Genomic DNA, 26,029 nt, shown 5'->3' with positions numbered 1-26,029 from the left:
CCTCAGACAGCAACAGGCATTAGTTAACATATTGAACGTTCGGTGGTTTTAGATGAAAAAGCTGTTTGTGCAGTTTTACCTGTTGCTGTTTGTCTGCTTCCTGGTCATGACTATGTTGGTCGGTCTGGTGTATAAGTTCACCGCCGAACGCGCGGGACGTCAGTCGCTCGACGATCTGATGAAGAGCTCGTTGTCTCTGATGCGCAGCGAACTGCGTGAAATACCACCGCGCAACTGGAGTAAAACCCTCAACGAGCTGGATTTGAACCTGTCGTTCGATCTGCGCATTGAGCCGCTCAGTAAGTTCGAGCTGGGCGAAAGCTCAATGCAGCATCTACGCGCGGGCGATATCGTCGCGCTTGACGATCAGTACACCTTTATTCAGCGGATTCCGCGCAGCCATTATGTCCTGGCCGTGGGCCCGATTCCCTATCTCTACTTTATGCATGAGATGCGGCTCTTAGATATTGCGCTGATGGCGTTTATTGCCATTTCGCTGGCCTTCCCGGTGTTTATCTGGATGCGACCGCACTGGCAGGATATGTTGCGCCTTGAAAGCGCCGCGCAGCGGTTTGGCGACGGTCATCTTACCGAGCGAATTCACTTTGACAGCATGTCGAGCTTTGAACGCCTGGGCGTAGCGTTTAACCAGATGGCCGACAATATTAACGCGCTGATCGCCAGTAAAAAGCAGTTAATCGATGGCATTGCCCATGAACTGCGTACCCCGCTGGTGCGCTTACGCTATCGCCTGGAGATGAGCGAAAATCTTACCGAAGCGGAATCGCTGGCGCTTAATCGCGATATCGGGCAACTGGAAGCGCTGATTGAAGAGCTGCTCACCTACGCGCGTCTCGACCGCCCACAAACTGAGCTGTCGCTGACCACGCCGGACCTTCCTGGCTGGATTGCGGCCCACGTTGAAGATGTTCAGTCGGTGAATCCGCAGCGCCAGGTAGTGATTGGCGAGATTACGCATGGCGATTTCGGCGCGCTGGATATGCGCCTGATGGAACGCGTGCTGGATAACCTTATCAATAACGCCATGCGCTATAGCCAGTCAAAAATACAGGTCAGCCTGACGCTCAACGGCAGCCAGGCCTGCCTACGAGTTGAAGATGACGGCCCGGGTATTGCGGAAAGTGAACGCGAACGGGTCTTCGAGCCGTTTGTCCGTCTCGATCCAAGCCGCGATCGCGCCACCGGTGGCTGCGGATTAGGGCTTGCCATCGTGCACTCTATTGCCGTGGCGATGGGCGGTCACGCCAATTGCGAAAGCAGTTCGCTCGGCGGCGCCAGCTTCAGCCTACAATGGCCTATCTACCACCATATTTCCCTGCCCTCGGCTAGCTGACCGCGGTTTGCACGTTGCCGATTCCCGGCGTATAGTGAAAGCACAAACAGTATGTTGTAACTAATGACACTCTCAAAGGATAACGATGGCCAGCTACGACCTTGTTGAACGGTTAACCGATACCTTTCGCCAGATTGAACGCAACATTGCCGCCCTGCGCGATGAGTTGAGCGACTGCCGCCTGCTGACTGCGCGAGTGTTTGAGCTACCTGAAGTTGATAAAAGCGCTGAACACGCGCCGATGTCGCAGGTTAAGGTGGTGCAACATATTGGCCAGGCGGCATTTACCCGATCATTGCAGCACTTCGGCCACCTGTTTATTCAGCAGCAATCGGAAAACCGCAGCAGCAAAGCAGCCGTGCGGCTACCGGGGGCAATTTGCTTACAGGCAAGCACGACACAACATGAGGCGCTAGCTGCCCGCGTCGAACTGATTAATACGCTGAAAGCGGAGCTGGAGAAAATCATTACCGTCGATTCCGGTCTGCCGCCAGTCGCTCGTTTTGAGTGGGTGCATCGCTATATTCCCGGCTTGATTACCCTGAATGCCTACCGCTCGCTGACCCTACTTTCCGATCCCAGCACCATTCGCTTTGGCTGGGCGAACAAACACATCATCAAAAATCTGACCCGCGATGAAGTGATGGCGCAACTCGAAAAAAGCCTGAAGTCGCCGCGCGCCGTGCCGCCATGGACGCGGGAGCAGTGGCAGCAAAAGCTGGAAAGTGAGTATCAGGATATCGCCGCCCTGCCGCAGAACGCCCGCTTGAAAATCAAGCGCCCGGTGAAGGTTCAGCCGATTGCGCGCGTATGGTATGCAGGGGAGCAAAAACAGGTGCAGTACGCCTGTCCTGGGCCGCTGATTGCGGTGTTGTCCGGCAGAAGCGGCGTGAGCGTGCCGGATCTTGGCGAACTGCTGAACTACGATGCCGATAACGTCCAGCATCGGCATAAACCGCAGGCGCAGCCGCTGCAGTTGATTATCCCGCGGCTGCACCTGTGGCTGGCGACTGATTAAGCGCCGCTTATCTGGCTGCCCACCATCTCCTGCGGACGAACCCAACGGTCAAATTCATCGGCGCTGAGATAGCCCAGCGCCAGCGCGGCATTTTTCAAGGTCAGCCCTTCTTTATGCGCCTTTTTGGCAATTTCTGCCGCTTTATCGTAGCCAATATGGGTATTGAGCGCAGTCACCAGCATCAGCGACTCATTGAGCAGCTGATCGATACGCTCGCGGTTGGGTTCAATCCCCACCGCGCAGTGCTCATTAAAGCTTTCCATGCCGTCAGCCAACAGGCGAACCGATTGCAGCACGTTGTGAATCACCATCGGGCGGAAAACGTTGAGTTCAAAGTTTCCGGAGGCGCCGCCCATATTCACCGCCACGTCGTTACCCATCACCTGGCAGCAGAGCATGGTCATCGCTTCGCACTGGGTCGGGTTAACTTTACCCGGCATGATGGACGACCCCGGTTCGTTTTCCGGAATCGACAGTTCACCAATGCCGCAGCGTGGACCAGAGGCCAGCCAGCGCACGTCGTTGGCGATTTTCATCAGCGATGCCGCCAGCCCTTTTAACGCCCCGTGGGCGTGCACCAGCGCATCGCAGGTCGCCAGCGCTTCAAATTTATTCGGTGCCGTGACGAACGGCTGTTGGGTAATGGTCGCCAGTTCCTGCGCCACGCGAACCGCATATTCCGGGTGAGTATTCAAACCGGTGCCCACCGCCGTGCCGCCCAGCGCCAGCTCGCTGAGATGCGGCAGGCTTTGTTCAATGTGTCGACGGTTATGCTCGAGCATCGCTACCCAGCCGGAGAACTCCTGGCCGAGCGTCAGCGGCGTGGCGTCCTGAAGATGGGTACGGCCAATTTTGACGATATCGCGAAAATTCTCGGATTTCTGTCGCAGCGTCTCCTGCAACACTGCCAACTGCGGCAACAGATGCTCGCGCACGGCAATCACCGCCGCCACGTGCATCGCCGTTGGGAACACATCGTTAGAACTTTGGCTTTTGTTGACGTCATCGTTCGGGTGCACCAGCCGCGACATACCGCGCTCGCCGCCCAGCAGCTCGCTGGCGCGGTTGGCCAATACCTCATTCATGTTCATATTGCTCTGGGTACCGGAGCCGGTTTGCCAGATGGCCAGCGGAAATTCGTCCGGATGCTGGTTATTCAATACCTCATCGGCCGCGGCGATAATCGCCCCGGCTTTATCGGCCTGTAACAGACCTAAATCCTGATTTACCTTGGCCGCCGCGCGTTTAGTCAACGCAAGGGCGTGGATCAGCGAAAGCGGCATTTTCTCGGTAGAGATCCGGAAATGCTCCAGCGAGCGCTGGGTTTGCGCGCCCCACAGTTTATCGGCAGGAACCTCAATCGGCCCCATAGAATCGCTTTCGCGGCGTGACGTTGTCATTACCTTCTCCTTGAATTCAAAGTGATTGTGAATTGACATTGCTCAGGCAAACTTGGGTAAGTATGGTACAAATAAAAACCGCCACGCGGGGTAACAACCGTACACTTGAGCAAGGCGATTAGGGGAAACGCCGGGATTTGGTTCCCGGAGGGACGCCAAACCCGGTGGTCGCCCCGGGTATCTCAATCTCAAACTCGCGGTTGCCCCCATGGGGCGGTTAAAGATTACTTCACGCAGCGGTCGCACTGTGACGACTGGATCTGCTGGAAGAAATCGTTGCCTTTGTCATCCACCAGGATAAACGCCGGGAAGTCTTCCACTTCAATTTTCCAGATAGCTTCCATCCCCAGTTCAGGGTATTCCACGCATTCCAGACTCTTGATACTACTTTGCGCCAGCACCGCTGCCGGGCCGCCGATGCTGCCGAGATAGAAGCCACCGTGTTTATGGCAAGCGTCAGTCACCTGCTGGCTGCGGTTGCCCTTGGCGAGCATGATCATGCTGCCGCCTTCGGACTGCAGTTGATCCACGTAGGAATCCATACGCCCTGCGGTCGTTGGGCCAAGCGAACCGGAGGCGTAACCTTCTGGGGTTTTGGCCGGGCCCGCGTAGTAAATTGGGTGATCTTTAATGTACTGCGGCAGCCCTTCGCCGTTATCCATGCGCTCTTTAAGCTTAGCGTGGGCGATATCGCGGCCAACGATGATGGTGCCGCTCAGCGACAGACGCGTGGAAACTGGATACTGCGACAGTTGTTTTAGGATGTCGCTCATCGGACGGTTGAGGTCAACTTTTACCGCTTCGCCCTCACCGGCTTTACGCAGCGGCTCTGGAATGTACTTGCCAGGGTTATTTTCCAGCTTTTCAATCCAGATCCCGTGGCGGTTAATCTTGGCCTTGATGTTACGGTCAGCGGAGCAGGAAACGCCCATCCCTACCGGGCAAGATGCGCCGTGGCGCGGCAGGCGCACTACGCGGATATCGTGGGCAAAGTATTTGCCGCCGAACTGCGCGCCGAGACCTAAGTTCTGCGCCTCTTCCAGCAGCTCTTTTTCCAGCTGTACATCGCGGAAAGCCTGGCCGTGTTCGTTACCTTCGGTTGGCAGACCGTCGTAATATTTGGTCGACGCCAGCTTCACGGTTTTCAGCGTTGCTTCCGCAGACGTACCGCCAATCACAAACGCAATGTGGTACGGCGGGCAGGCCGCGGTGCCCAGCGTGCGCATTTTCTCGACGAGGTAGTTTTTCAGCTTCGCCGGGGTGATCAGCGCTTTGGTTTCCTGGTACAGATAGGTTTTGTTGGCCGAACCGCCGCCTTTGGCGATGCACAGGAATTTGTATTCGTCGCCGTCCACGCTGTAGAGATCGATCTGCGCTGGCAGGTTGGTGCCGGTATTAACCTCTTTATACATGTCCAGCGCGGCGTTTTGCGAATAGCGCAGGTTGTCTTCGATAAAGGTGTCATACACGCCGCGAGCCAGGGCAGCTTCATCGCCGCCGCCGGTCCACACGCGCTGGCCCTTTTTGCCCATGATAATGGCGGTACCGGTATCCTGACAGGTCGGCAGAATGCCTTTCGCGGCGATATCGGAGTTACGCAGGAACTGCAGCGCCACGTATTTATCGTTTTCGCTGGCTTCAGGGTCACTCAGAATATCGGCCACCTGCTGCTGGTGCGCGGGGCGGAGCATAAAGGAGGCGTCATGGAAGGCGTGTTTGGCGAGAAGCGTCAGCGCTTGCGGGGCAACTTTGAGGACTTCCTGCCCTTCAAACTCAGCGACGGAAACGTAGTCGTTGCTCAACAGATAGTATTCGGTTTCATCCTTTTTTAACGGAAAAGGATCCTGATAGTAAAAAGGTTTATTCGACATTGTGCTCTCACTTACTGCTTTGATGATGTTATGAAGGGCGGACTTCCCATTTGCCCATGTAAAAGCGAGTTACCCTATCGTACACAATTTTTTAACAAAAACTGAGACTAGTACGACTTTTTATTTCTCCAGCATACGGCAGTGCGTTTTTTTGCTTTAATACAGCCAAAAGAATCCACATTGAAACAGGGCTTGATAATGCAAAAACTCATCAACTCAGTGCAAAACTATGGCTGGGGCAGCAAAACTGCGTTAACGGAACTCTATGGAATGGCTAATCTCGACGGTCAGCCAATGGCTGAGCTGTGGATGGGCGCACACCCTAAGAGCAGCTCACGAGTACTGGACGGTCAAGGCAAGGAGCAGTCGCTGCGCGACGTGATTGACGCCGATAAAACCGCACTGCTGGGGGCCAAAGTCGCCGAGCGTTTTGGTGAACTGCCGTATCTGTTCAAAGTGCTTTGCGCGGCTCAACCGCTGTCTATTCAGGTGCATCCGAGCAAAAAAGCGGCGGAAGTCGGTTTTGCTAAAGAAAACGCCGCCGGTATCCCGCTGGACGCGGCCGAACGTAACTACAAAGATCCAAACCATAAGCCAGAGCTGGTTTTCGCCCTGACTCCGTTCCTGGCGATGAACGCATTTCGCGAGTTTAGCGAAATCGCTGAGCTGCTGGCCCCGGTGGCAGATGCCAACCCGGCTATCGGTCAGTTTATTGCTGAACCGACCAGCGATCGTCTGAGCGCCCTGTTCGCCGGCCTGCTCAATATGCAGGGGGACGAAAAGGCCCATGCCCTGCGCGTGCTGCGTACCGCTCTCGAAACCCAAACCGGCCCGGCCTGGGATGGCATCCGTCTTATTGCCGAGTTTTATCCAGATGACAGCGGCCTGTTCTCACCGCTGCTGCTTAACGTGGTGCAGCTCAACCCAGGCGACGCCATGTTCCTGTTCGCCGAAACCCCACACGCCTATCTGCGCGGTACCGGTCTGGAAGTGATGGCGAACTCCGATAACGTTCTGCGAGCCGGGTTAACACCAAAGTACATTGATATCCCGGAACTGGTCGCCAACGTGCAATTCACCGCCAAACCGGCGAATACTCTGTTAACGCAGCCGCAAAAAGTCGGTACCACGCTGGAGTTCCCTATTCCGGTTGACGATTTTGCCTTCTCGCTGCACGGCCTCAGCGCCGATGCAACAGAACTGGCCCAGGATGGCGCCGCGATTGTTTTCTGCCTCGAAGGCGAATCAATTATCCGTAAAAATGACCAGACGCTGACGCTAAAACCGGGCGAATCAGCCTTTGTGGCGGCAAATGAGTCGCCGGTACAGGCCAGCGGCAACGGTCGTTTAGCGCGCGTTTATAATAAGTTGAAGTAATTACTGAAGTTTCAGGGCAGGCTTGCTACTCTTTTGCATAGCCTTATGACTCAACCAGGCGGCTCTCCCGCCTGGTTTCATTTTTATGGACATATACGATGAAAAAAACGCTGGTTGCCGCAGGTATCATTGTTGCTTTAGGGGTTGTCTGGACGGGTGGAGCCTGGTACACGGGCAAACAGCTGGAAACTCACATTGCGGAAATGGTATCGCAGGCCAATACCCAACTTAAGCTGACCGCACCAGAAGCAGGACTGGAAGTGGGATATCAGGATTATCAGCGCGGCGTATTCAGCAGCCAGCTGAAAATGGTAGTAAAACCGCTGGCGGGTGCCGAAAAATCCTGGTTAAAACCGGGTCAAAGCATTCTGCTTGATGAAACCGTCAGCCACGGTCCTTTCCCGCTGGCGTCGCTGAAAACCTTTAACCTCGCGCCTGCGATGGCCTCCGTTAACACTGTACTGGTGAACAACGACGTCACCAAACCATTGTTTGATATTGCTAAAGGTCAGTCGCCGTTCGATATCAATACCCGCATCAGCTACAACGGCGATACCAAGTCAGCTATCTCTCTTAAGCCGCTGGATTACGAAAAAGAGTCCGACAAAGTCACCTTTAGCGGCGGCGAGTTTACGCTGTCAGCCGATAACCAGGGCAGCCTGGTCTCATTGACCGGCGAAGCAAAAAGCGGCCAGGTTAATGCGGTTAACGAATACGACCAGAAAGTGCAGTTCACTTTCAATAACCTGAAAACCGACGGTTCCAGCAGCCTGACCTCCTTTGACGAGCGCGTAGGTGACCAGACGCTGAGCCTGGAGCGTCTGGCAATTGCGGTGGAAGGCAAAGATCTGGCTGAAATTAACGGTATGCGCATTGCCGGCAAGTCCGATCTGACCGCCGATAAGAAAAAAATCAACAGCCAGCTCGACTACTCGATCAGCAGCCTGAAACTGCAAAATCAGGACTTTGGTAGCGGCCAGCTGACGTTTAAAGTCGATGGCATTGACGGTGCCGCAATGCACCAGTTTAGCCAACAGTATCAGGCGCAAACCCAGGCTCTGCTGGCGCAGCCCGATCTGGCGCAAAACCCAGAGCTGTATCAGCAAAAAGCCGTTGACGCTCTGTTCAGCGCTCTTCCGCTGCTGATGAAAGGCGATCCGGTAGTGACACTGTCACCTCTAAGCTGGAAAAATGCCAAAGGCGAGAGCGCATTTAACCTGTCGCTGGCGCTGAAAGACCCGGCTCAAGCCACCGGTGAAGCGCAAACGCTGGCACAACAGGTTGATCGCGGCGTGAAATCGCTGGATGCGAAGCTGACCATTCCAATGGAAATGGCAACTGAATTGATGACTCAGGTCGCGCGTCTGGAAGGTTATCAGCAGGAAGATGCCACTAAACTGGCGAAACAGCAGGTTCAGGGGCTGGCGGCAATGGGCCAGATGTTCCGCCTGACGACCACCCAGGACAACGCCATCAGCAGCAGCCTGCAATATGCCGACGGTCAGGTCACGCTGAACGGGCAGAAAATGTCGCTGGAAGAACTGGTTGGTATGTTCGGTATGCCGGGTCTGACCGAGCCGGACGAACCGGCAGCGGCCCCAACACCGGCACAGTAACCGGTACAACACGCAGAGCGCCTCCACGAGGCGCTTTTTTTATTTCCGCGCCAGTAAACGCGGCGGCATGATCAAATTACGCACGCTGCCCTGCACATTATCGATACGCTGCAAAATACGTTCTGCCACGCTTTGCCCCATCTCCCGCGCGGGCGTCGTCACCCAGGTTAGCGGTAAATCGTCGAGCGCATTTTCCGCGACGTCGGCAAACGCCGCCAGCGCGACCCGCTGCTCATAGTAACTCTCGACGCTGTCTTCCCCGCTTTGCATACCGGCACGCATCAGGCCAAACCACGCCCCCATGGCAATCACGCTGTTGTAGCACAGCACGGCGGAGATGGTCGGGTTATGGCGCAGCAGCCCGGCAATCGCCTCTGCCGCCAGCTTCTGGCTGGACTCGCACTCCAGCACCCATTCGCTATGGAATGGCAACCCGTACTTAATCAGCGTGGAACAGTAGCCGCCTACCCGCTCCGCGCGCGTCAGCGACGAGCTTTTACCACCGAGCCAGGCAATTCGCTGATGACCACGACGGATCAGATGCTCGGTCACCAATTGTGCCGCCTGCATGTTATCTGGGCGGATAATATCGACTTCATCGAGATAGCTGGCGCGGGAGGCAAAAACCAGCGGCGTCTCGGTTTCTGCTGCTTTCTCCCGCAGCTCTACCGCCTTATCGACCGAACCGGCGATCACCACCCCATCAACCCCTTGCGACACCAGCGTTTCGAAACGTTGCAGCATCTGTTCACCGCGTTTTCCGCCCTGGGTTAAGAACACCATTTTGCCCTGCGACTCTAGCGCAGCGGTCAGGCCAGCGGTCAGCTCGGCATAAAACGGCGAAGAGAGATCGCCGACAATCAGGCCAATCACGCCCGTTTGCCCACCGCGCAGCGACACCGCCTGACGGTTACGCACAAAACCCAGTTGATCGATAGCCTGGTAGACCCGTTCACCGGTTGCCGATGAAATGCGGCCCTTGCCGCTCAACACTAGCGAGACGGTACTGACCGACACGCCAGCCGCCAGCGCGACATCGTTGATGGTGACTTTTTTTGCAATCGCCATGTCTTCGGCACGACTCCTTTTATCCATTCGATAAAACGTTTTATCTATACCTGTACTTTATAAACCGTATTATCACTTGCTTTTGTGATTTGTTTCTCACTAAAAAATGGTAAAACGTTTTATCTTCCTGTTCCGAGATTATCAGAAACTGTTTTTCAGGACTAAGGAGTCGTTTCATGACGGCGAGAACCGCACCAAAATTCACCCTCTGGGAATTTTTCCAGCAATTGGGTAAAACGTTTATGCTACCGGTTGCTCTGCTCTCGTTTTGCGGGATCATGCTCGGGATCGGGAGCTCTTTAAGCAGCCATGATGTCATCACGCTGTTACCGTGGCTGGATACGCCGTTCCTGCAAGCGCTGTTCGTCTGGATGAGCAAAGTCGGCTCATTCGCCTTTAGCTTCCTGCCGGTGATGTTCTGTATCGCCATTCCGCTGGGTCTGGCGCGCGATAATAAAGGCGTTGCCGCCTTCGCCGGTTTCGTCGGTTACGCGGTAATGAACCTCGCGGTTAACTTCTGGCTGACCGCCAAAGGGATCCTTCCGACTACCGATGCCGCCATTCTGAAAGCCAATAACATTCAGAATATCCTCGGCATTCAGTCTATTGATACGGGGATTTTAGGCGCAGTTATCGCCGGGATCATCGTGTGGTTGCTGCATGAACGCTTCAATACTATCCGCCTGCCGGATGCGCTGGCGTTCTTCGGCGGTACCCGTTTCGTGCCGATTATCACCACCGTGGTGCTGGGACTGGTGGGGCTGGTTATCCCGCTGGTGTGGCCAATCTTCGCCATGGGCATCAACGCACTGGGGCATGTTATCAACAGCGCGGGCGATTTCGGTCCAATGATCTTTGGTACCGGCGAGCGTCTGTTGCTGCCATTTGGCCTGCACCATATTCTGGTGGCACTTATCCGCTTTACCGAAGCCGGTGGCACCATGGACGTCTGCGGGCATAGCGTTAGCGGTGCATTGACCATCTTCCAGGCACAGCTAAGCTGTCCAACCACCCACGGTTTTTCTGAAAGCGCCACGCGTTTCCTGTCGCAGGGTAAAATGCCGGCATTCCTTGGCGGCCTGCCTGGTGCTGCACTGGCAATGTACCACTGTGCTCGCCCGGAAAACCGTCACAAAATTAAAGGCCTGCTGATTTCTGGCGTGATTGCCTGCGTCATCGGCGGCACCACTGAACCATTGGAATTCTTGTTCCTGTTCGTCGCTCCGGTGCTCTATGTCATCCACGCGTTGCTGACCGGCCTGGGCTTTACCCTGATGGCGGTGCTCGGCGTGACCATCGGCAACACCGACGGCAATATCATCGATTTCGTGGTGTTCGGTATTCTGCACGGTCTGTCTACCAAGTGGTATCTGGTGCCGGTTGTCGCTGCCGTCTGGTTTGCGGTCTACTACGCTATTTTCCGCTTCGCTATCGTGCGCTTTAACGTCAAAACGCCTGGCCGTGATATCGACACCACGCCGGCGGCAGATCACGCTACCAGCGGCGCAACCGGTAAGTCCGGCTACAACGTACCGGCTATCCTGGCCGCGCTCGGCGGCGCTGAGAATATCGTCTCTCTCGACAACTGCATCACCCGTCTGCGTCTGTCGGTCCACGACATGAGCAAAGTGGATGAAGCCGTGCTGAAAGCCAATCGCGCCATCGGCGTGGTGAAGCTCAACCAGCATAACCTGCAGGTGGTGATTGGCCCGCAGGTTCAGTCGGTGAAAGACGAAATGTCGGTACTGATGAATACCGTTAGCGCCTGAAGCTCTTTGCCCCTGTAAAAAACAGGGGCAAAATAGCCCCCATCTTCTCTTCGTTAGGATGCCCACATGTTTGACTTCGCCACGGTGATTGACCGACACGGTACCTGGTGCACGCAATGGGATTACGTTGCCGACCGTTTCGGTGACGCCGACCTGCTGCCATTTACCATCTCAGATATGGATTTTGCCACCGCGCCCTGCATTCTCGACGCCCTGAGCAAACGTTTTTCCCACGGTGTGTTTGGCTACAGCCGCTGGAAAAACGACGAATTTTTACCCGCTATCGCCCACTGGTTCGCCCATCGCTTCCATACGCCAATTGACACTAACAGCATTGTCTATGGGCCGTCGGTTATTTATATGGTCGCCGAGATGATTCGCCAGTGGTCCGCCCCCGGCGACGGTATCGTGGTGCATACGCCAGCTTACGACGCGTTCTTTAAAACCATCGAAGGCAACCAGCGCAAGATTGTCGGCGTACCGCTGGATAAGCAGGACGGTCAGTGGTTTTGCGATATGGCAAAGCTCGAAGACGCCCTTTCTCAGCCACATAACAGCGTGCTGCTGCTGTGTAGCCCGCAGAACCCGACCGGCAAAGTGTGGACTCGCGAAGAGCTGGAAACCATGGCCGCGCTGTGTGCAAAACACAACGTGCGGGTCATCAGCGACGAAATTCATATGGATATGACCTGGTCCGGGCACGCGCACATTCCATGGTGCGACGTAGCGCAAGGGCCATGGGCGCTGTTCACTTCTGGCTCCAAAAGCTTCAACATTCCGGCCTTCACCGGCGCCTATGGGTTGATTGCCGATGAAAGCGCGCGCGACGCCTATCTTAATGCGCTCAAAGGACGAGATGGCCTATCTTCACCGTCGGTGCCTGCACTGGTGGCGCACATTGCCGCCTATCAACAGGGCGAGTCCTGGCTGGATGCCCTGCGCGATTATTTGCAGGACAACATGCGCTATATAGAAGAGACGCTGAACGCGGCGTTTCCCGCGCTTAACTGGCAGCGCCCGCAGGCCACTTATCTGGCGTGGATCGATTTACGTCCGCTGAATATCGACGACCGTCAGTTGCAGGATGTGCTGATTAAGCAACAGAAAGTCGCCATTATGCCGGGCTACACCTATGGCGCAGAAGGCAACGGTTTTATCCGTCTTAACGCAGGCTGCCCGCGCGTGAAACTGGAAGACGGCGTCAAACGCCTGATTGCAGCCATTCGTACCCTGCAATAATCTGCCCACGATGCAGCGCTCATGGCCGCTGCATCGTTTTTTCCCCCAAATATCACACCGGCCATGTCTGGTTCTGCAATACTACGCGATACCCGTCGCTATCCCTGAACGTACGCCCATTGAGATCCCAGTAAGGGTTAAAGGAAGCAACGACTGAGAATCCAGCGGTCTCCATGTTAGCGCAGACCTGTCGCCATGCGGTGGCATCGGGATAGTAAAGCACCAGCAGATCGTCATCCGTCGGCGATGGCGCAACCGGGTGATGGTGACAGAGGGTAAACTCAAGGTGCCAGCTGAGCTGCTCGCTCCCCACCATCACACCGCTAAAGCCCTGATGATCGCTGAAGTCGGCAATTTTCTGCAAACCCAGCCCCTGGCAGTACATCCGGCAGGTTTTCTCAAGGTCGGTAACGGGTCTGGCAATACGCATATGGCTTAACAAAGCGCGACTCCTGTGAAATCAAATATGAAGACACTGTAGCGCAGCGGTAGATTTTGATTTGTCGGAATGCGCTTTTCGTTAGCGGTTGACTGTCGCATTAACCAGAGCGCGCAGCTGGTCACTGACCGTCGCCAGATTTACGCCCATCTGCGCATGCATAATCGCACCGTCCAGCGCCACCACCAGCACGGAAGCCAGCATCGGATCCTTAAGCTGCCACGTGATGATCAACGCATCGGCCACGGAAGCCTTGTGTTCACGGGTCAGGCGTTCCACCTCCGGTAAAGCTTCACCGATCTCGGCAGTGGCATTCAGAAACGCACAGCCGCGAAACTCAGGGCTTTGCCACCAGCTATCCAGGGTCGCTACCAGCGCATCCGCGGGCGGTAGTCCGTTTGCGCTGTGTCGCTGTAGTTGCCCGCTAAACCACTGCATCCACCGCACATGGCGATAATCCAGATAGGCGAGAATCAGCGCATTTTTACTGGGAAAATGACGATAAAAGGTCACTTTGGTTACGCTGGCATGGGAAATAATTTTATCGATCCCCGTGGCGCGGATCCCGTTCAGGTAAAACAGTTCATGCGCTGATAGCAGGATTTTCTCACGCGCGCTGGCGGCCTGCTCCCGCTTCTCCATTATCGCCATCCTGTTGTTTTCCTCATTGACAACCTCTTGATGTCGGATTAGCTTAAATTAGGCAGACAGACCTGTCTACCTAATTTAAGCATGAGGAACGTCTAATGAGCATTCGCCCACCGCTGCCGCCGTTTACCCGTGAAAGCGCTATGGAAAAAGTCCGCCTGGCCGAGGATGGTTGGAATAGCCGCAATCCAGAAAAAGTCGCCCTCGCTTATTCGCAGGATACCCAGTGGCGTAATCGCGCTGAATTCGTTCATGGCCGCGACGAAGCGCAGGCGTTTCTGCAACGAAAATGGCAGAAAGAGCATGAATATCGCTTAATCAAAGAGTTATGGGCATTTGAAGGCCATCGCATTGCGGTTCGCTATGCCTACGAATGGCATGATGACAGCGGGAATTGGTTTCGCTCTTACGGTAACGAAAACTGGGAATTTACCGATGACGGGCTGATGCAGCGCCGCTTTGCCTGCATCAACGATCTGCCGATTAGCGCCTCAGAGCGCCTTTTCCACTGGCCACAAGGGCGACGCCCGGATGATCATCCGGGCTTGAGCGAACTGGGGCTGTGACGAGGTAAAGCATCCCGTGAAGGGATGCTGCCTCTACAGATCAACGGAAGACAGGTTATTCAACGGTGACAACAATTTTTCCTACCTGTTCGCTGGCTTCCATATAACGATGAGCATCGACAATCTCTTCCAGCGGGAAGGTTTTATCAATTACCGGTGCTAGCTTGCCAGAACGCAGACCTGACGTGACGAAGGATTTTGCCCGCGCCATCTTTTCGGCGTCGGTGGTGATTTCGAACAGTTCATAGCCGCGCAGCGTGAGATGTTTACCCAGGATATCGAATACGGGAACCAGCATATCGCGGCTATCGAGCGCACCGTATTGGAAGAACATGCCCTGCGGTGCCATCGCCTGCGTCAGTTTCGCCACGTCCGGGCCGCCAACGGGGTCAAAAACAATATGCGCCCCTTCGCCATTGGTGGCTCGCATGATTTCCGCCACCATATCCTGTTCGGCGGTAGCGATTACGGCAGCAGCACCAGCCTGCATCAACATGGCGTGTTTTTCATGGGTCCGGGTCAGGGCAATCGGCCTTGCGCCAAGCATATTCGCGATTTGAATCGCGGCCAGGCCGACGCTGCTTGAGGCGGCGCGAATCACCACATTCTGGCCCGCTTGAAGATCCCCGAACTCAACCAGCGCTCCGTAAGCCGTGACATACATCATCCAGCTTGCAGCCGCTTGTTCAAACGAGAGATTTTCTGGATGTTTAACCACCGCGTGTACCGGCGCATTAACCCGCTCACCGTACATGCCGTATTGATTAAACATAAACGACGGGATCACGCTAACCGCATCCCCTTTAGCAAAGCCTTCTACACCTTCGCCAACCGCTTCAACCACACCTGCGGCCTCATAACCCAAACGCGCTGGAAACTCAGGTTCAATGACATACTGGCCGCTGCGATACATAATTTCTGCACGGTTGATGCCCAACGCCTGTACGCAAATTTGGACTTCCCCAGCCGCAGGCGCAGAGACCTGCACATCAACAATTTCCAGCACTTCCGGCCCGCCGGTACGATTAAATGTAACCACTTTAGACATCGTAAAACCTCATCAGTTAGCGGCACGCTATTTCATTGATGTCGAAAGCGCACCCAATTCATCTGCAGGCAATTTACTTGGTTGTTAGCGGCGGAAAAATAGCGGTAAAAGAACTTCATTGTTATTCATTCAATAACAATCGGCTGAATTATCTCGACCGGAAAGGCTATGTTCTGGTGGATGAGCCGATAAACGTAGAGGGAAATGGCTATCAAAAAATAAATCGCTGAAAAATGCCTGTTATGTAATCAAATCCCTGCATATCAGTACCTTTTCTATACTTTTATTCGATAATGGCTCTATGTTATAATAATTTGCACTTTAACTAAAAAATGAGTGCAACCATGATTGATACTAACCTGCCTTTAACCGACGTCCACCGCCATCTTGACGGCAACATTCGTGCCCAAACCATTCTTGACCTCGGCCGCCAGTACAATCTCGCGCTCCCTGCCACTTCGCTCGACACCTTGATTCCGCACGTGCAAGTCACCAGCAATGAACCTGATTTAGTGAGTTTCCTCAGCAAACTGGACTGGGGCGTCAAGGTTCTGGCCTCGCTGGATGCCTGCCGTCGTGTGGCCTATGAAAATATTGAAGACGCGGCCCGCAACGGTTTGCACTACGTTGAACTGCGTTTTTCTCCACGTTATATGGCCATGAACCACCAATTGCCGGTAGACGGCGTGGTGGACGCAGTCATCGCCGGCGTCAAAGAAGGCTGCAAAGACTTTAACGTCGAAGCGCGGCTTATCGGTATCATGAGCCGAACCTTCGGCGAAGCCGCCTGTGAAGAAGAGCTTAACGCGCTTCTGGCGCACCGCGACGGCATTACCGCCCTTGATCTGGCCGGTGATGAGCTGGGCTTCCCGGGGCATCTGTTCCTGAACCACTTCTCCCGTGCGCGTGACGCCGGTTGGCGCATCACCGTTCACGCCGGTGAAGCTGCGGGCCCGGAGAGCATCTGGCAGGCGATTCGCGATCTTGGCGCCGAACGTATCGGCCACGGCGTGAAGGCGGTGCAGGATCCGGCATTAATGGATTATCTGGCAGAAAAACGTATTGGCATTGAATCCTGCCTGACCTCTAATATTCAAACCAGCACCGTGCCATCGCTGGCGCAGCACCCGCTGAAAACCTTCCTTGAGCACGGCGTGCTGGCGAGCCTCAATACCGATGACCCGGCAGTACAGGGCATTGATATTCAGCATGAATATCATGTTGCCGCCCCGGCAGCCGGTTTAACGCCTCAGCTGATTCGCCAGGCGCAGATCAATGGCCTGGAAATGGCCTTCCTGTCTGACGCCGAGAAGCAGGCGCTGAAAGCCCGCGTTCTGCGCGGATAAAGTACGCGGATAAAAAAATCCCGGCAGCGTATAAGGCGGCCGGGATTTTTTATTGTCCTGCTATCACACCAAATTAAGCGCCGTGCGATGCTTCGCCGACTCAATCCCCAGCTCAATCAGTTCCATTATCTGAATTGCCTGACCCGCTGGCACCGGGTTCTCGCCGATACCGTTTAGCGCATCGCGGATCCCAGCGTAGTAGGCGGGATAATTACCCGGCAGCGTCAGCCAGTTTTCTTCAACGCGGGTTTCACCTTCAACCGTGGTTAAAATACCGTCACGCATATCATAACCCCAGTCTGCCTGCGGTAGCCGTTCGCCGCTCTTCAGCCTGTCTTCCTGCGGGTCGAGGCCATATTTGACATAACTTGCCTGGGTTCCGTGTACGATATAGCGGGCGGTTTCTGCCGCCGCCAACAGCGTACCGTGTAACACGACGCGGCGTTGCGGATAGGTCAGAACAGCATGGAAGTAATCGGTGGCCTGTGCGCCGGGCCGAATTTGCCCAAGATCGACATTCAGACTTTGCGGCAGGCCGAACAGATTTACCGTCTGGTCCAACAGATGCGAACCTAAGTCATACCAGATGCCGCTACCCAATCCCGGCAGCTCGCGCCAGCGGGCACGAACCTGCGGGCGATAACGGTCAAAGTGCGATTCAAAATAGGCAACCTCGCCCAGTTTGCCTTCATTGATTAGCGCTTTTACCGTCAGAAAATCGCTATCCCAGCGGCGGTTATGGAATACCGACAGCAGTTTACCCTGCTGTTTCGCCAGCGTATCCAGCTCACGCGCCTGTGACAGTGTCACGGTAAAGGGTTTATCCACCACCACATTCTTCCCAGCTTCCAGCGCCGCTTTCGCCAGCGGGAAATGGGTATCGTTCGGCGTTGGAATAACAATCAGGTCGATGTCGGGATCGGCAAACAGCGCATTCGGGTCGGAGACCACTTTTACCGCAGGCCAATCAGCGTGAACCTTGCTGGCATCGCTGCTGGAGACCACCGCCAGCGTCATACCCGGAGTACCGCTGATGAGCGGCGCGTGAAACGTCTTACTGGCAAAGCCATACCCCACTAGCCCGACGCGGATTTGGTCACTCATATTGCAGCCTCACTCTTCGTTTTATGCGGTTAAATACTTTTTGTAATCGATTTCTTATTTGACCCGATCTCTCAATTTCATACAACAGTTTAATAACATTATCGGCCTCCCGCTGCGATATTGATTAAATAAACACCACTTGTCGAATCGTTTCGGCTGAAAACTTGCGTTGTGGGAAAAGCGCGCTAAGATCTTGCTCCGGCACTATTTTATCAATGGACTGTTAGCTAAATTTCATGACTTACGCACTGAATCGTATTGTTGAACTGATTGGTTGGGTTATTTTGGGTTTTTCCGTTCTCCTGTTGTTTGTCGCGCATCACATCGATAATTATCAGTCACCGGAACCTACTACCACCGCATCACTACAAAAAAAGTAACGTTATCACGCTAAAAAAGTGATTCGGATCCCATCTATGCAACCGGTTTCTGAAACCGGTTGCACGTATTTATCTCGCTCTTTACACTTCCTCTATCACAAAGATAAGGAGCGCGATATGTCTGCTTTTCCCCCGAATTTTCTATGGGGTGCTGCCACCGCAGCTTACCAGGTCGAAGGTGCATATAATGAAGACGGCAAAGGCCCGTCTATTTGGGATATTTTCTCTCACCAGCCAGGTACAACCTACCAGGGGACCAACGGCGACGTTGCCGTCGATCACTACCACCGCGTAAAAGAAGATGTTCAGTTGATGGCTGAAATGGGCCTGCAAAGCTACCGTTTCTCCATTTCCTGGCCTCGCCTGCTGCCGAACGGCCGTGGCGAAATCAATGAAGCCGGGATTCAGTTTTATAGCGACCTGATTGATGACCTGCTGGCGCATAATATTGAGCCGATGATTACGCTTTATCACTGGGATCTGCCGCAGGCGTTGCAGGATGAAGGCGGTTGGGAAGCCCGTTCCACAGCGGAAGCCTTCGAAGAGTATGCGCGTCTGTGCTATGCCCGCTTCGGTTCGCGGGTAAAGAAATGGGCCACCTTTAACGAAACCATCGTATTTATTGGTCACGGCTACATCACCGGCAATCACCCACCGTCGGTACGTAATCCTGCTCGCGCCATTCAGGCCTGTCACCACGTTTTTGTTGCACATGCGCTGGCAATCAAAGCTTTCCGCGGCATGGGCATTAACGGTGAAATTGGTTTCGTGAACGTGCTGCAGCCGCACAGTCCGCTCACCAACAGCCAGGAAGATAAGACCGCCAGCGATCTCGCCGATGCGATTCATACGCATTGGTTCTACGATCCGGTCCTGAAAGGCCATTATCCTGCCGAACTGTTAGCGCAGTCGCAGGCTCTGTGGGGCGTACCGCGTTTTGCGCCTGGCGATGACGAACTGCTGCGCAAAAACCGCTGTGATTTTATCGGCCTTAACTACTATCGCCGCGAAACGGTTTCCGCGCAGCCGCCGGTTGAAAAAGTGAGCGGTGAACAAGGCGTTGAAGGCCTGTTCTATTTTGTCCGTAATCCGCAAAGCACCTACACCGAATGGGGTTGGGAAATCTGGCCACAGGGTCTGACCGACGGCATCATGATGATCAAAGAGCGTTACGGTGATATTCCTATCTATATCACTGAAAACGGCCTGGGCGCGGTCGACCCCATTGTTGATGGCGAAATCGTTGATGACCCGCGCATCGATTTCCTGCGGATGCACATTGATGCGCTGGAAAAGGCCATTGCGCTGGGCGCCGACGTGCGGGGATATTACCCGTGGTCATTTATCGATTTACTGAGCTGGCTGAACGGCTATAAAAAGCAGTACGGCTTCGTTTATGTCGACCATAAAAAGAATCTGGCGCGTCAGCGTAAAAAAAGCTTCTTCTGGTATCAGGATGTTATTGCCAGTCGCGGCGAAAATCGTTGATCCCCACTCTCATCAGGGCGCCATTCGGCGCCCTGACTGCCAAAAAACGGCGAATTTCGGGGTGAAATCAATAAGCACATTTTCTGTTATTGAAATTCATTCGTATAAAACAAATAATCCATAATATCCCGTTGAGACTTAGCCTGGTTGGCTAAACGCTCGATCAAGCGGATACCAATAATCACATTGGCTATAAATACTGAAAACCCCACCTCGTTTTCCCGATATCCACTCGGTTGAAAAGCGATGCCCGGTGGCTTTAACATTTTAAATGGATACCTACAAATGACCGTCCTGGATTATTTATTAAAATTCCGCAAAGTCAGTTCGCTTGACACCCTTGAAAAGCTTTATGACCACCTGAACTATTCGCTGACCAACACCGAAGAATTGATCAATATGTACCGCGCCGCTGACCACCGCCGAGCTGAGCTGGTCTCCGGTGGCCGTTTGTACGATGTAGGCCAGGTGCCAAAATCCGTTTGGCGTTTCGTGCAATAAGGGTTTTCTCCTCAGCGCCAGTTGCTTATACTCCACGGCCTGTAATTTACCTCACCACTGGCGCTGATTTTCAGGAGACACAATGTCAGATATTTCTGCAGAACGTATCGGCGGATGGCTGCTCGGCCCATTGGCCTGGTTAATCGTTCAGTTAATAAGCATCAGCGTAACCTTGGTTAAATTCACCTATGTTCTGTTTTCACCACAAACGCTAGCGCTGTTAAAAGACCTGGGCACATCCAACGTCACGTTACTCGCGCTATCGTTCATCTCATTCGTTGCCATGTGGTATTACACGATGTGGCTGACCGTTGCCTTCTTCAGACGACGTAGCAATGTGCCAAAGCACTATATTATTTGGTTGATGGTAGGCGTCATTCTGGCGGTGAAAGCCTTTGCCTTCTCGCCTATCGCCGACGATCTGGCCGTACGCCAACTGCTGCTTCCGCTGCTGGCCGCCGCGCTGATTGTTCCTTACTTCAAGCGCTCTACGCGGGTCAAGCGCACGTTTACACGCACCTAATAACCCCACACTTAGCCTGTTGTCGCTGGCAACGCTTTGTCAGATAATAGGTAGCTTTTTTTGTTACAGGTCAAATGATGGCTGACTATTTATTGCTCTTTATCGGTACTGTGCTGGTAAACAACTTCGTCCTGGTGAAATTCCTGGGTCTGTGCCCGTTTATGGGGGTGTCCAAAAAACTGGAAACCGCCATGGGGATGGGGCTTGCGACGACGTTCGTGATGACGCTCGCGTCTATCTGCGCCTGGCTTATCGATACCTGGATCCTTATCCCGCTGGACTTAATCTACCTGCGCACGCTGGCCTTTATTCTGGTCATCGCCGTGGTGGTTCAGTTCACCGAAATGGTGGTGCGTAAAACCAGCCCGGCGCTGTATCGCCTGCTCGGGATTTTTCTGCCGCTCATTACCACTAACTGCGCCGTACTCGGCGTGGCGTTGTTGAACATCAACCTCGGTCATAACTTCCTGCAGTCGGCGTTGTACGGTTTCTCCGCCGCCGTCGGCTTCTCGCTGGTCATGGTGTTGTTTGCCTCTATTCGCGAACGTCTGGTCGTTTCCGATGTACCCGCACCGTTTCGCGGCAACGCCATCGCGTTGATTACCGCTGGTTTAATGTCGTTAGCCTTTATGGGCTTTAGCGGGTTGGTGAAGTTGTAATGATGACCTTCTGGATTGCTGTCGTCGCAATCAGCCTGTTAGGGCTGATTTTTGGCGTCATTCTTGGCTATGCTTCTCGCCGTTTTGCGGTTGAAGATGACCCCGTTGTCGAAAAAATTGATGAGCTGCTGCCGCAGAGCCAATGCGGCCAGTGCGGCTACCCTGGCTGCCGCCCCTACGCCGAAGCGGTCAGCAACGGTGAAAAAATTAACTGCTGCGCCCCCGGCGGCGAAGCGGTGATGTTAAAGATTGCCGAGCTGTTAAACGTTGATCCACAGCCTATTGATGCTGATGAATCTGCGGCGGAACCCGCACGTATGCTCGCCATTATTGATGAAGCCAACTGTATTGGTTGCACTAAATGCATTCAGGCCTGCCCGGTGGATGCCATCGTTGGCGCCACGCGAGCCATGCATACCGTGGTGAGTTCACTGTGCACCGGCTGTAACCTGTGCGTGGCCCCCTGCCCGACACAGTGCATTGAATTACGCCCGGTAGAGACCACCACCGACAGTTGGAAATGGGATTTGCACACCATCCCGGTCCGAATTATTCCTGTGGAACACCATGTTTAAGCTATTTTCCGCGTTCAGAAAAGATAAAGTCTGGGACTTCAACGGCGGCATTCACCCGCCGGAAATGAAAACCCAGTCTAACGGCACACCGCTGCGCCAGATCCCGCTTGCCCAGCGTTTTGTTATCCCTCTGAAACAACATATCGGCGCAGAAGGCGAACTCAGCGTTCAGCCAGGCGATCGCGTGCTGCGCGGTCAGCCGCTGACTCACGGTTGGGGAAAAATGCTGCCAGTCCATGCGCCAACGTCCGGGACCGTTGTGGCAATTGAACCGCATGCCACCGCGCACCCCTCCGCGCTGCCGGAAATGAGCGTGATTATTGATGCCGATGGCGAAGACCTCTGGACGACCCGCGACGGCTGGAGTGATTACAAAAATCGTAGCCGCGAAGAGCTTATCGAACGCATTCACCAGTTTGGCGTCGCCGGTTTAGGCGGCGCAGGCTTCCCGACGGGCACAAAACTGCGCGGCGGTGGCGATAAAATTGACACCCTGATTATCAATGCCGCTGAGTGCGAACCGTATATCACCGCTGACGATCGGCTGATGCAGGATTGCGCAGCGCAAATCCTTGATGGTATTCAGATTCTCGCCCATATCCTGCAGCCACAGCAGGTACTTATCGGCATTGAAGATAATAAACCGCAGGCTATCTCTATGATGCGTGCGGTGCTGGCGGGCCAGCATAATATTCACCTGCGGGTTATCCCGACTAAATATCCATCCGGCGGCGCAAAACAGCTGACGCAAATTCTGACCGGCAAGCAGGTTCCGCACGGCGGGCGCTCGTCGGACATTGGCGTCCTGATGCAAAACGTCGGTACAGCCTATGCGGTTAAACGCGCCATTATTGACGGCGAGCCTCTCACCGAGCGTGTAGTGACGCTGACCGGGGAATCCGTCGGTAAACCCGGTAACGTCTGGGCGCGCCTGGGTACGCCGGTACAGCATCTGTTAAAACACGCGGATTTTTGTCCTTCCAGCGAGCAGATGGTCATTATGGGTGGCCCACTAATGGGCTTTACCCTGCCCTGGCTGGACGTTCCGGTGGTCAAAATCACCAACTGTCTGCTGGCGCCATCGCCTGCCGAGATGGGTGAGCCGGAAGAGGAAAAAGGCTGCATTCGCTGTAGCGCCTGCGCTGATGCCTGCCCGGCCGATCTTTTGCCGCAGCAGTTGTACTGGTTCAGTAAAGGCCAGCAGCACGACAAAGCGACCGCGCATAATCTGTCCGACTGCATCGAATGCGGGGCCTGCGCCTGGGTATGCCCAAGCAGCATTCCGTTGGTGCAGTATTTCCGCCAGGAAAAGGCCGAGATAAACGAAATTCGCCTTGAAGATCAACGTGCCGCAGAGGCAAAAGCCCGCTTTGAGGCTCGTCAACTGCGTCTTGAGCGCGAAAAAATTGCCCGTGAAGAGCGCCACAAAAAGGCGGCGGTACAGCCGACCGCTAAAGATCAAGATGCCATTCATGCCGCTTTGGCACGGGTGAAGGAAAAACAACAGCAGGCCACCCAGCCGATTGTTATCCAATCCGGTTCTCTGCCTGATAACAGCGCAGTCGCCGCTGCACGCGAAGCGCGTAAAGCGCAGGCTCGCGCAGCACAGGCGGAAAAACAGCAAACCGCCGATGAGGCAACCGATCCGCGCAAAGCCGCCGTTGAAGCCGCTATTGCTCGCGCCAAAGCGCGTAAAGCGGCGCAGCAGACGGAAGTGGAAGCAACGCCTGCCGCTTCCGATGAAACCATCGATCCGCGCAAAGCCGCCGTTGAGGCCGCCATTGCTCGTGCCAAAGCACGTAAAGCGGCGCAGCAGCCGGAAGCGGAAGCAACGCCTGCCGCTTCCGATGAAACCATCGACCCGCGCAAGGCGGCGGTCGAAGCCGCTATTGCTCGCGCTAAAGCACGTAAAGCGGCGCAGCAGCCGGAAGCGGAAGCAGCGCCTGCCGTGTCCGATGAAACCATCGACCCACGCAAGGCGGCGGTTGAAGCCGCTATTGCTCGCGCTAAAGCGCGTAAAGCGGCGCAGCAGCAGGAAACGGAAGCAGCGCCTGCCGTATCCGATGAAATCATCGACCCGCGCAAAGCTGCGGTTGAAGCCGCTATTGCTCGCGCTAAAGCACGTAAAGCGGCGCAGCAGCAGGAAGCGGAAGCAGCGCCTGCCGTTTCTGATGAAATCATCGACCCGCGCAAAGCTGCGGTTGAAGCCGCTATTGCTCGCGCTAAAGCGCGTAAAGCGGCGCAGCAAGATATTACGGAATCTGCCGCTAACGACGATTCTCGCAAAGCCGCAGTCGCCGCAGCGATCGCCCGTGTTCAAGCCAGGAAAGCCGCTCAGGCCGTTAACGAGGATTAAATGGTTTTCAAAATTGCAAGTTCCCCTTATACCCATAACCAACGCCAGACATCGCGGATCATGATGCTGGTGGTCATTGCCGCCCTGCCCGGAATTCTGGTGCAGAGCTGGTTCTTTGGCTGGGGAACCGTTATTCAGCTCATGCTGGCTATCATTACCGCCTGGCTTGCCGAATCGCTGGTGCTACGTCTGCGTAAACAAAATGTCGTCCAGACGCTGGCGGATAATTCCGCATTGCTGACCGGCCTGCTGCTGGCTATCAGTATTCCACCGTTCGCCCCGTGGTGGATGGTGGTGCTCGGCACCGTGTTCGCGGTCATTATCGCCAAGCAACTGTACGGCGGTTTGGGGCAAAACCCATTCAACCCAGCAATGATTGGCTATGTGGTGCTACTGATCTCCTTCCCGGTACAGATGACCTCGTGGCTGCCGCCGCATGAAATTGCCGCCTCGACGCCGGGCTTTATCGATGCGGTACATATGATTTTCACCGGCCACACCGTTGCGGGTCAGGATATGAACGCCCTGAAGATCGGTATCGATGGCATCAGCCAGGCCACGCCGCTGGATACCTTTAAAACCTCGCGTCACGCCGGGCAGCCGGTTGAGCAAATCCTCGACGGCGCTATCTATCATGGCGCACTGGCCGGCATCGGCTGGCAGTGGGTCAATATTGCGTATCTGGTGGGTGGCCTGTTTTTGTTGTGGCAAAAGGCTATTCGCTGGCATATTCCGCTCGGTTTCCTGGTCAGCCTCGCGGTCTGCTCTACCCTAGGCTGGCTGCTGCATCCTGAAAACGTTGCTTCGCCGCAGATGCATCTGCTTTCCGGCGCAACGATGCTGGGCGCATTCTTTGTTCTGACCGACCCTGTCACCGCATCGACCACCAATCGCGGACGTCTTATTTTTGGCGCGCTAGCAGGGCTTTTGGTATGGCTTATTCGTAGCTTTGGTGGCTATCCAGACGGCGTGGCCTTTGCCGTTCTGCTGGCCAACATCACCGTGCCGCTGATTGATTACTACACGCGCCCACGCACTTACGGACACCGCTGAGGATTCACCATGTTAAAAACCATGCGTAAACACGGTGTCACGCTGGCGCTGTTCGCTGCCGGTTCGACGGGCCTGACGGCAGCAATTAACCAGCTCACCAAGCACACTATTGACGAACAGGCTGAAAAGCAGCAAAACGCGTTATTCCAGCAGGTGGTTCCCGCTGACAGCTATAATAATGCGCTGCTGAAGAGCTGTTTTGTGGTGACTGCGCCCGAACTGGGTAAAGGGCAACATAAAATCTATATCGCGAGAATGGATGACAAGCCGGTTGCTGCCGTGCTGGAAGCGACCGCCCCTGACGGCTACTCTGGTGCAATCCAGCTTTTAGTCGGTGCGGATTTCAACGGTACCGTGCTTGGCACCCGCGTCACGGAACATCACGAAACGCCGGGGCTTGGCGATAAAATTGAATTACGCCTCTCGGACTGGATAACCTTCTTTGCCGGGAAGAAAATCAGCGGCGCAAACGACGCCCAGTGGGCGGTGAAAAAAGACGGCGGCCAGTTTGACCAGTTTACCGGTGCAACGATTACGCCTCGCGCCGTCGTCAACGCCGTTAAGCGGGCCGGGCTGTATGCCGAAACGCTTCCTGAGCAACTTTCACAACTGCAAGCCTGTGGAGAGTAAA

General features: G+C 54.8%; 25 protein-coding genes. 17 read left to right on the top strand and 8 right to left on the bottom strand.

From position 1 onward, the window contains the following. The first annotated feature begins 52 nt into the window (after nt 1-52). Both rstB and tus read left to right on the top strand, forming a co-directional pair. On the top strand, nt 53-1,354 hold the full coding sequence (rstB, locus tag ABOC97_RS00655) for a two-component system sensor histidine kinase RstB (RefSeq protein ID WP_349592797.1): 1,302 nt from the start codon (nt 53-55) through the stop codon (nt 1,352-1,354). Between the two features lie 85 nt (nt 1,355-1,439). After that, a complete protein-coding gene (tus, locus tag ABOC97_RS00650; RefSeq protein WP_349592794.1) occupies nt 1,440-2,372 on the top strand; it encodes a DNA replication terminus site-binding protein in 933 nt (310 codons plus the stop codon). On the opposite strand, the gene fumC is transcribed toward tus, so the two are convergent. Then, nucleotides 2,369-3,772 (bottom strand): class II fumarate hydratase, encoded by a 1,404-nt coding sequence (gene fumC / locus ABOC97_RS00645; RefSeq protein WP_349592792.1) that lies wholly within the window; start codon nt 3,770-3,772, stop codon nt 2,369-2,371. The genes tus and fumC overlap by 4 nt on opposite strands. A gap of 224 nt (nt 3,773-3,996) precedes the next feature. After that, nucleotides 3,997-5,643 carry a class I fumarate hydratase FumA gene (gene fumA, locus ABOC97_RS00640; protein WP_349592789.1) on the bottom strand — a complete coding sequence of 549 codons (1,647 nt, stop codon included), beginning with the start codon at nt 5,641-5,643 and terminating at the stop codon, nt 3,997-3,999. Between the two features lie 198 nt (nt 5,644-5,841). Here fumA and manA point away from each other — a divergent pair, with 198 nt between their 5' ends. Continuing rightward, the gene (gene manA / locus ABOC97_RS00635; RefSeq protein WP_349592787.1) at nt 5,842-7,020 is read left to right on the top strand and encodes a mannose-6-phosphate isomerase; all 1,179 of its coding nucleotides are present in this window, start codon (nt 5,842-5,844) and stop codon (nt 7,018-7,020) included. A 98-nt stretch (nt 7,021-7,118) separates the two neighbouring features. Continuing rightward, nucleotides 7,119-8,636, top strand: a complete 1,518-nt coding sequence (locus ABOC97_RS00630; RefSeq protein WP_349592785.1) for a YdgA family protein — start codon at nt 7,119-7,121, stop codon at nt 8,634-8,636. Nucleotides 8,637-8,675: 39 nt separating this feature from the next. Here ABOC97_RS00630 and ABOC97_RS00625 read toward each other — a convergent pair whose 3' ends face one another. Further along, nucleotides 8,676-9,704 (bottom strand): Mal regulon transcriptional regulator MalI, encoded by a 1,029-nt coding sequence (locus ABOC97_RS00625; protein WP_349592782.1) that lies wholly within the window; start codon nt 9,702-9,704, stop codon nt 8,676-8,678. Between the two features lie 176 nt (nt 9,705-9,880). Between ABOC97_RS00625 and malX the strand changes: the two genes are divergently transcribed. Beyond that, nucleotides 9,881-11,473, top strand: coding sequence for a maltose/glucose-specific PTS transporter subunit IIBC (malX, locus tag ABOC97_RS00620; RefSeq protein WP_349592779.1), 1,593 nt, complete (start codon nt 9,881-9,883; stop codon nt 11,471-11,473). A gap of 66 nt (nt 11,474-11,539) precedes the next feature. Then, complete coding sequence (locus ABOC97_RS00615; protein WP_349592776.1) at nt 11,540-12,712, top strand: MalY/PatB family protein; 1,173 nt, start codon at nt 11,540-11,542, stop codon at nt 12,710-12,712. A 52-nt stretch (nt 12,713-12,764) separates the two neighbouring features. On the opposite strand, the gene ABOC97_RS00610 is transcribed toward ABOC97_RS00615, so the two are convergent. Both ABOC97_RS00610 and ABOC97_RS00605 read right to left on the bottom strand, forming a co-directional pair. Further along, nucleotides 12,765-13,142 (bottom strand): VOC family protein, encoded by a 378-nt coding sequence (locus tag ABOC97_RS00610; RefSeq protein ID WP_349593512.1) that lies wholly within the window; start codon nt 13,140-13,142, stop codon nt 12,765-12,767. 90 nt (nt 13,143-13,232) lie between these two features. After that, a complete protein-coding gene (locus ABOC97_RS00605; RefSeq protein WP_349592773.1) occupies nt 13,233-13,793 on the bottom strand; it encodes a TetR/AcrR family transcriptional regulator in 561 nt (186 codons plus the stop codon). Nucleotides 13,794-13,897: 104 nt separating this feature from the next. On the opposite strand from ABOC97_RS00605, the gene ABOC97_RS00600 reads away from it, so the two are divergent. Further along, on the top strand, nt 13,898-14,365 hold the full coding sequence (locus ABOC97_RS00600; protein WP_349592770.1) for a nuclear transport factor 2 family protein: 468 nt from the start codon (nt 13,898-13,900) through the stop codon (nt 14,363-14,365). A gap of 55 nt (nt 14,366-14,420) precedes the next feature. Here the strand turns inward: ABOC97_RS00600 and ABOC97_RS00595 are convergent, their stop codons facing one another. Continuing rightward, nucleotides 14,421-15,413, bottom strand: coding sequence for a zinc-dependent alcohol dehydrogenase family protein (locus tag ABOC97_RS00595; protein ID WP_349592767.1), 993 nt, complete (start codon nt 15,411-15,413; stop codon nt 14,421-14,423). Nucleotides 15,414-15,757: 344 nt separating this feature from the next. On the opposite strand from ABOC97_RS00595, the gene add reads away from it, so the two are divergent. Further along, entirely contained in the window at nt 15,758-16,759 is a 1,002-nt protein-coding gene (gene add / locus ABOC97_RS00590; RefSeq protein ID WP_349592764.1) for an adenosine deaminase, read from the top strand. A gap of 63 nt (nt 16,760-16,822) precedes the next feature. On the opposite strand, the gene ABOC97_RS00585 is transcribed toward add, so the two are convergent. Then, on the bottom strand, nt 16,823-17,863 hold the full coding sequence (locus ABOC97_RS00585) for an oxidoreductase (RefSeq protein ID WP_349592761.1): 1,041 nt from the start codon (nt 17,861-17,863) through the stop codon (nt 16,823-16,825). Between the two features lie 236 nt (nt 17,864-18,099). On the opposite strand from ABOC97_RS00585, the gene blr reads away from it, so the two are divergent. Next, nucleotides 18,100-18,243 carry a division septum protein Blr gene (blr, locus tag ABOC97_RS00580; protein WP_234502929.1) on the top strand — a complete coding sequence of 48 codons (144 nt, stop codon included), beginning with the start codon at nt 18,100-18,102 and terminating at the stop codon, nt 18,241-18,243. A 117-nt stretch (nt 18,244-18,360) separates the two neighbouring features. Then, a complete protein-coding gene (locus ABOC97_RS00575; protein WP_349592757.1) occupies nt 18,361-19,731 on the top strand; it encodes a GH1 family beta-glucosidase in 1,371 nt (456 codons plus the stop codon). Nucleotides 19,732-19,817: 86 nt separating this feature from the next. Here ABOC97_RS00575 and ABOC97_RS00570 read toward each other — a convergent pair whose 3' ends face one another. After that, a complete protein-coding gene (locus ABOC97_RS00570) occupies nt 19,818-19,997 on the bottom strand; it encodes a hypothetical protein (protein WP_349592754.1) in 180 nt (59 codons plus the stop codon). Nucleotides 19,998-20,016: 19 nt separating this feature from the next. On the opposite strand from ABOC97_RS00570, the gene ydgT reads away from it, so the two are divergent. The 7 genes from ydgT (at nt 20,017) to rsxG (ending at nt 26,028) form a co-directional block, all read left to right on the top strand. Further along, on the top strand, nt 20,017-20,232 hold the full coding sequence (ydgT, locus tag ABOC97_RS00565) for a transcription modulator YdgT (protein WP_234502925.1): 216 nt from the start codon (nt 20,017-20,019) through the stop codon (nt 20,230-20,232). A gap of 82 nt (nt 20,233-20,314) precedes the next feature. Further along, complete coding sequence (locus ABOC97_RS00560; protein ID WP_349592750.1) at nt 20,315-20,755, top strand: DUF2569 domain-containing protein; 441 nt, start codon at nt 20,315-20,317, stop codon at nt 20,753-20,755. A 77-nt stretch (nt 20,756-20,832) separates the two neighbouring features. Then, nucleotides 20,833-21,414: an electron transport complex subunit RsxA gene (gene rsxA, locus ABOC97_RS00555; RefSeq protein ID WP_061279603.1), complete on the top strand. Its 582-nt coding sequence runs from the start codon at nt 20,833-20,835 to the stop codon at nt 21,412-21,414. Continuing rightward, nucleotides 21,414-21,989: an electron transport complex subunit RsxB gene (gene rsxB, locus ABOC97_RS00550; RefSeq protein ID WP_234502919.1), complete on the top strand. Its 576-nt coding sequence runs from the start codon at nt 21,414-21,416 to the stop codon at nt 21,987-21,989. The genes rsxA and rsxB overlap by 1 nt, the downstream gene beginning before the upstream one ends. Beyond that, the gene (rsxC, locus tag ABOC97_RS00545) at nt 21,982-24,345 is read left to right on the top strand and encodes an electron transport complex subunit RsxC (protein WP_349592745.1); all 2,364 of its coding nucleotides are present in this window, start codon (nt 21,982-21,984) and stop codon (nt 24,343-24,345) included. Before rsxB ends, rsxC begins: the two co-directional genes overlap by 8 nt. Next, nucleotides 24,346-25,398: an electron transport complex subunit RsxD gene (gene rsxD / locus ABOC97_RS00540; RefSeq protein ID WP_349592742.1), complete on the top strand. Its 1,053-nt coding sequence runs from the start codon at nt 24,346-24,348 to the stop codon at nt 25,396-25,398. A 9-nt stretch (nt 25,399-25,407) separates the two neighbouring features. After that, on the top strand, nt 25,408-26,028 hold the full coding sequence (gene rsxG / locus ABOC97_RS00535; protein WP_349592739.1) for an electron transport complex subunit RsxG: 621 nt from the start codon (nt 25,408-25,410) through the stop codon (nt 26,026-26,028). Nucleotide 26,029: the final 1 nt, after the last annotated feature.

It is taken from the genome of Kluyvera huaxiensis (assembly GCF_040149365.1).
GTDB lineage: Bacteria > Pseudomonadota > Gammaproteobacteria > Enterobacterales > Enterobacteriaceae > Kluyvera > Kluyvera intermedia_A.
The sequence above is the reverse complement of the archived record's forward strand: the minus strand, read 5'-3'. Positions and strand labels throughout refer to the sequence as shown.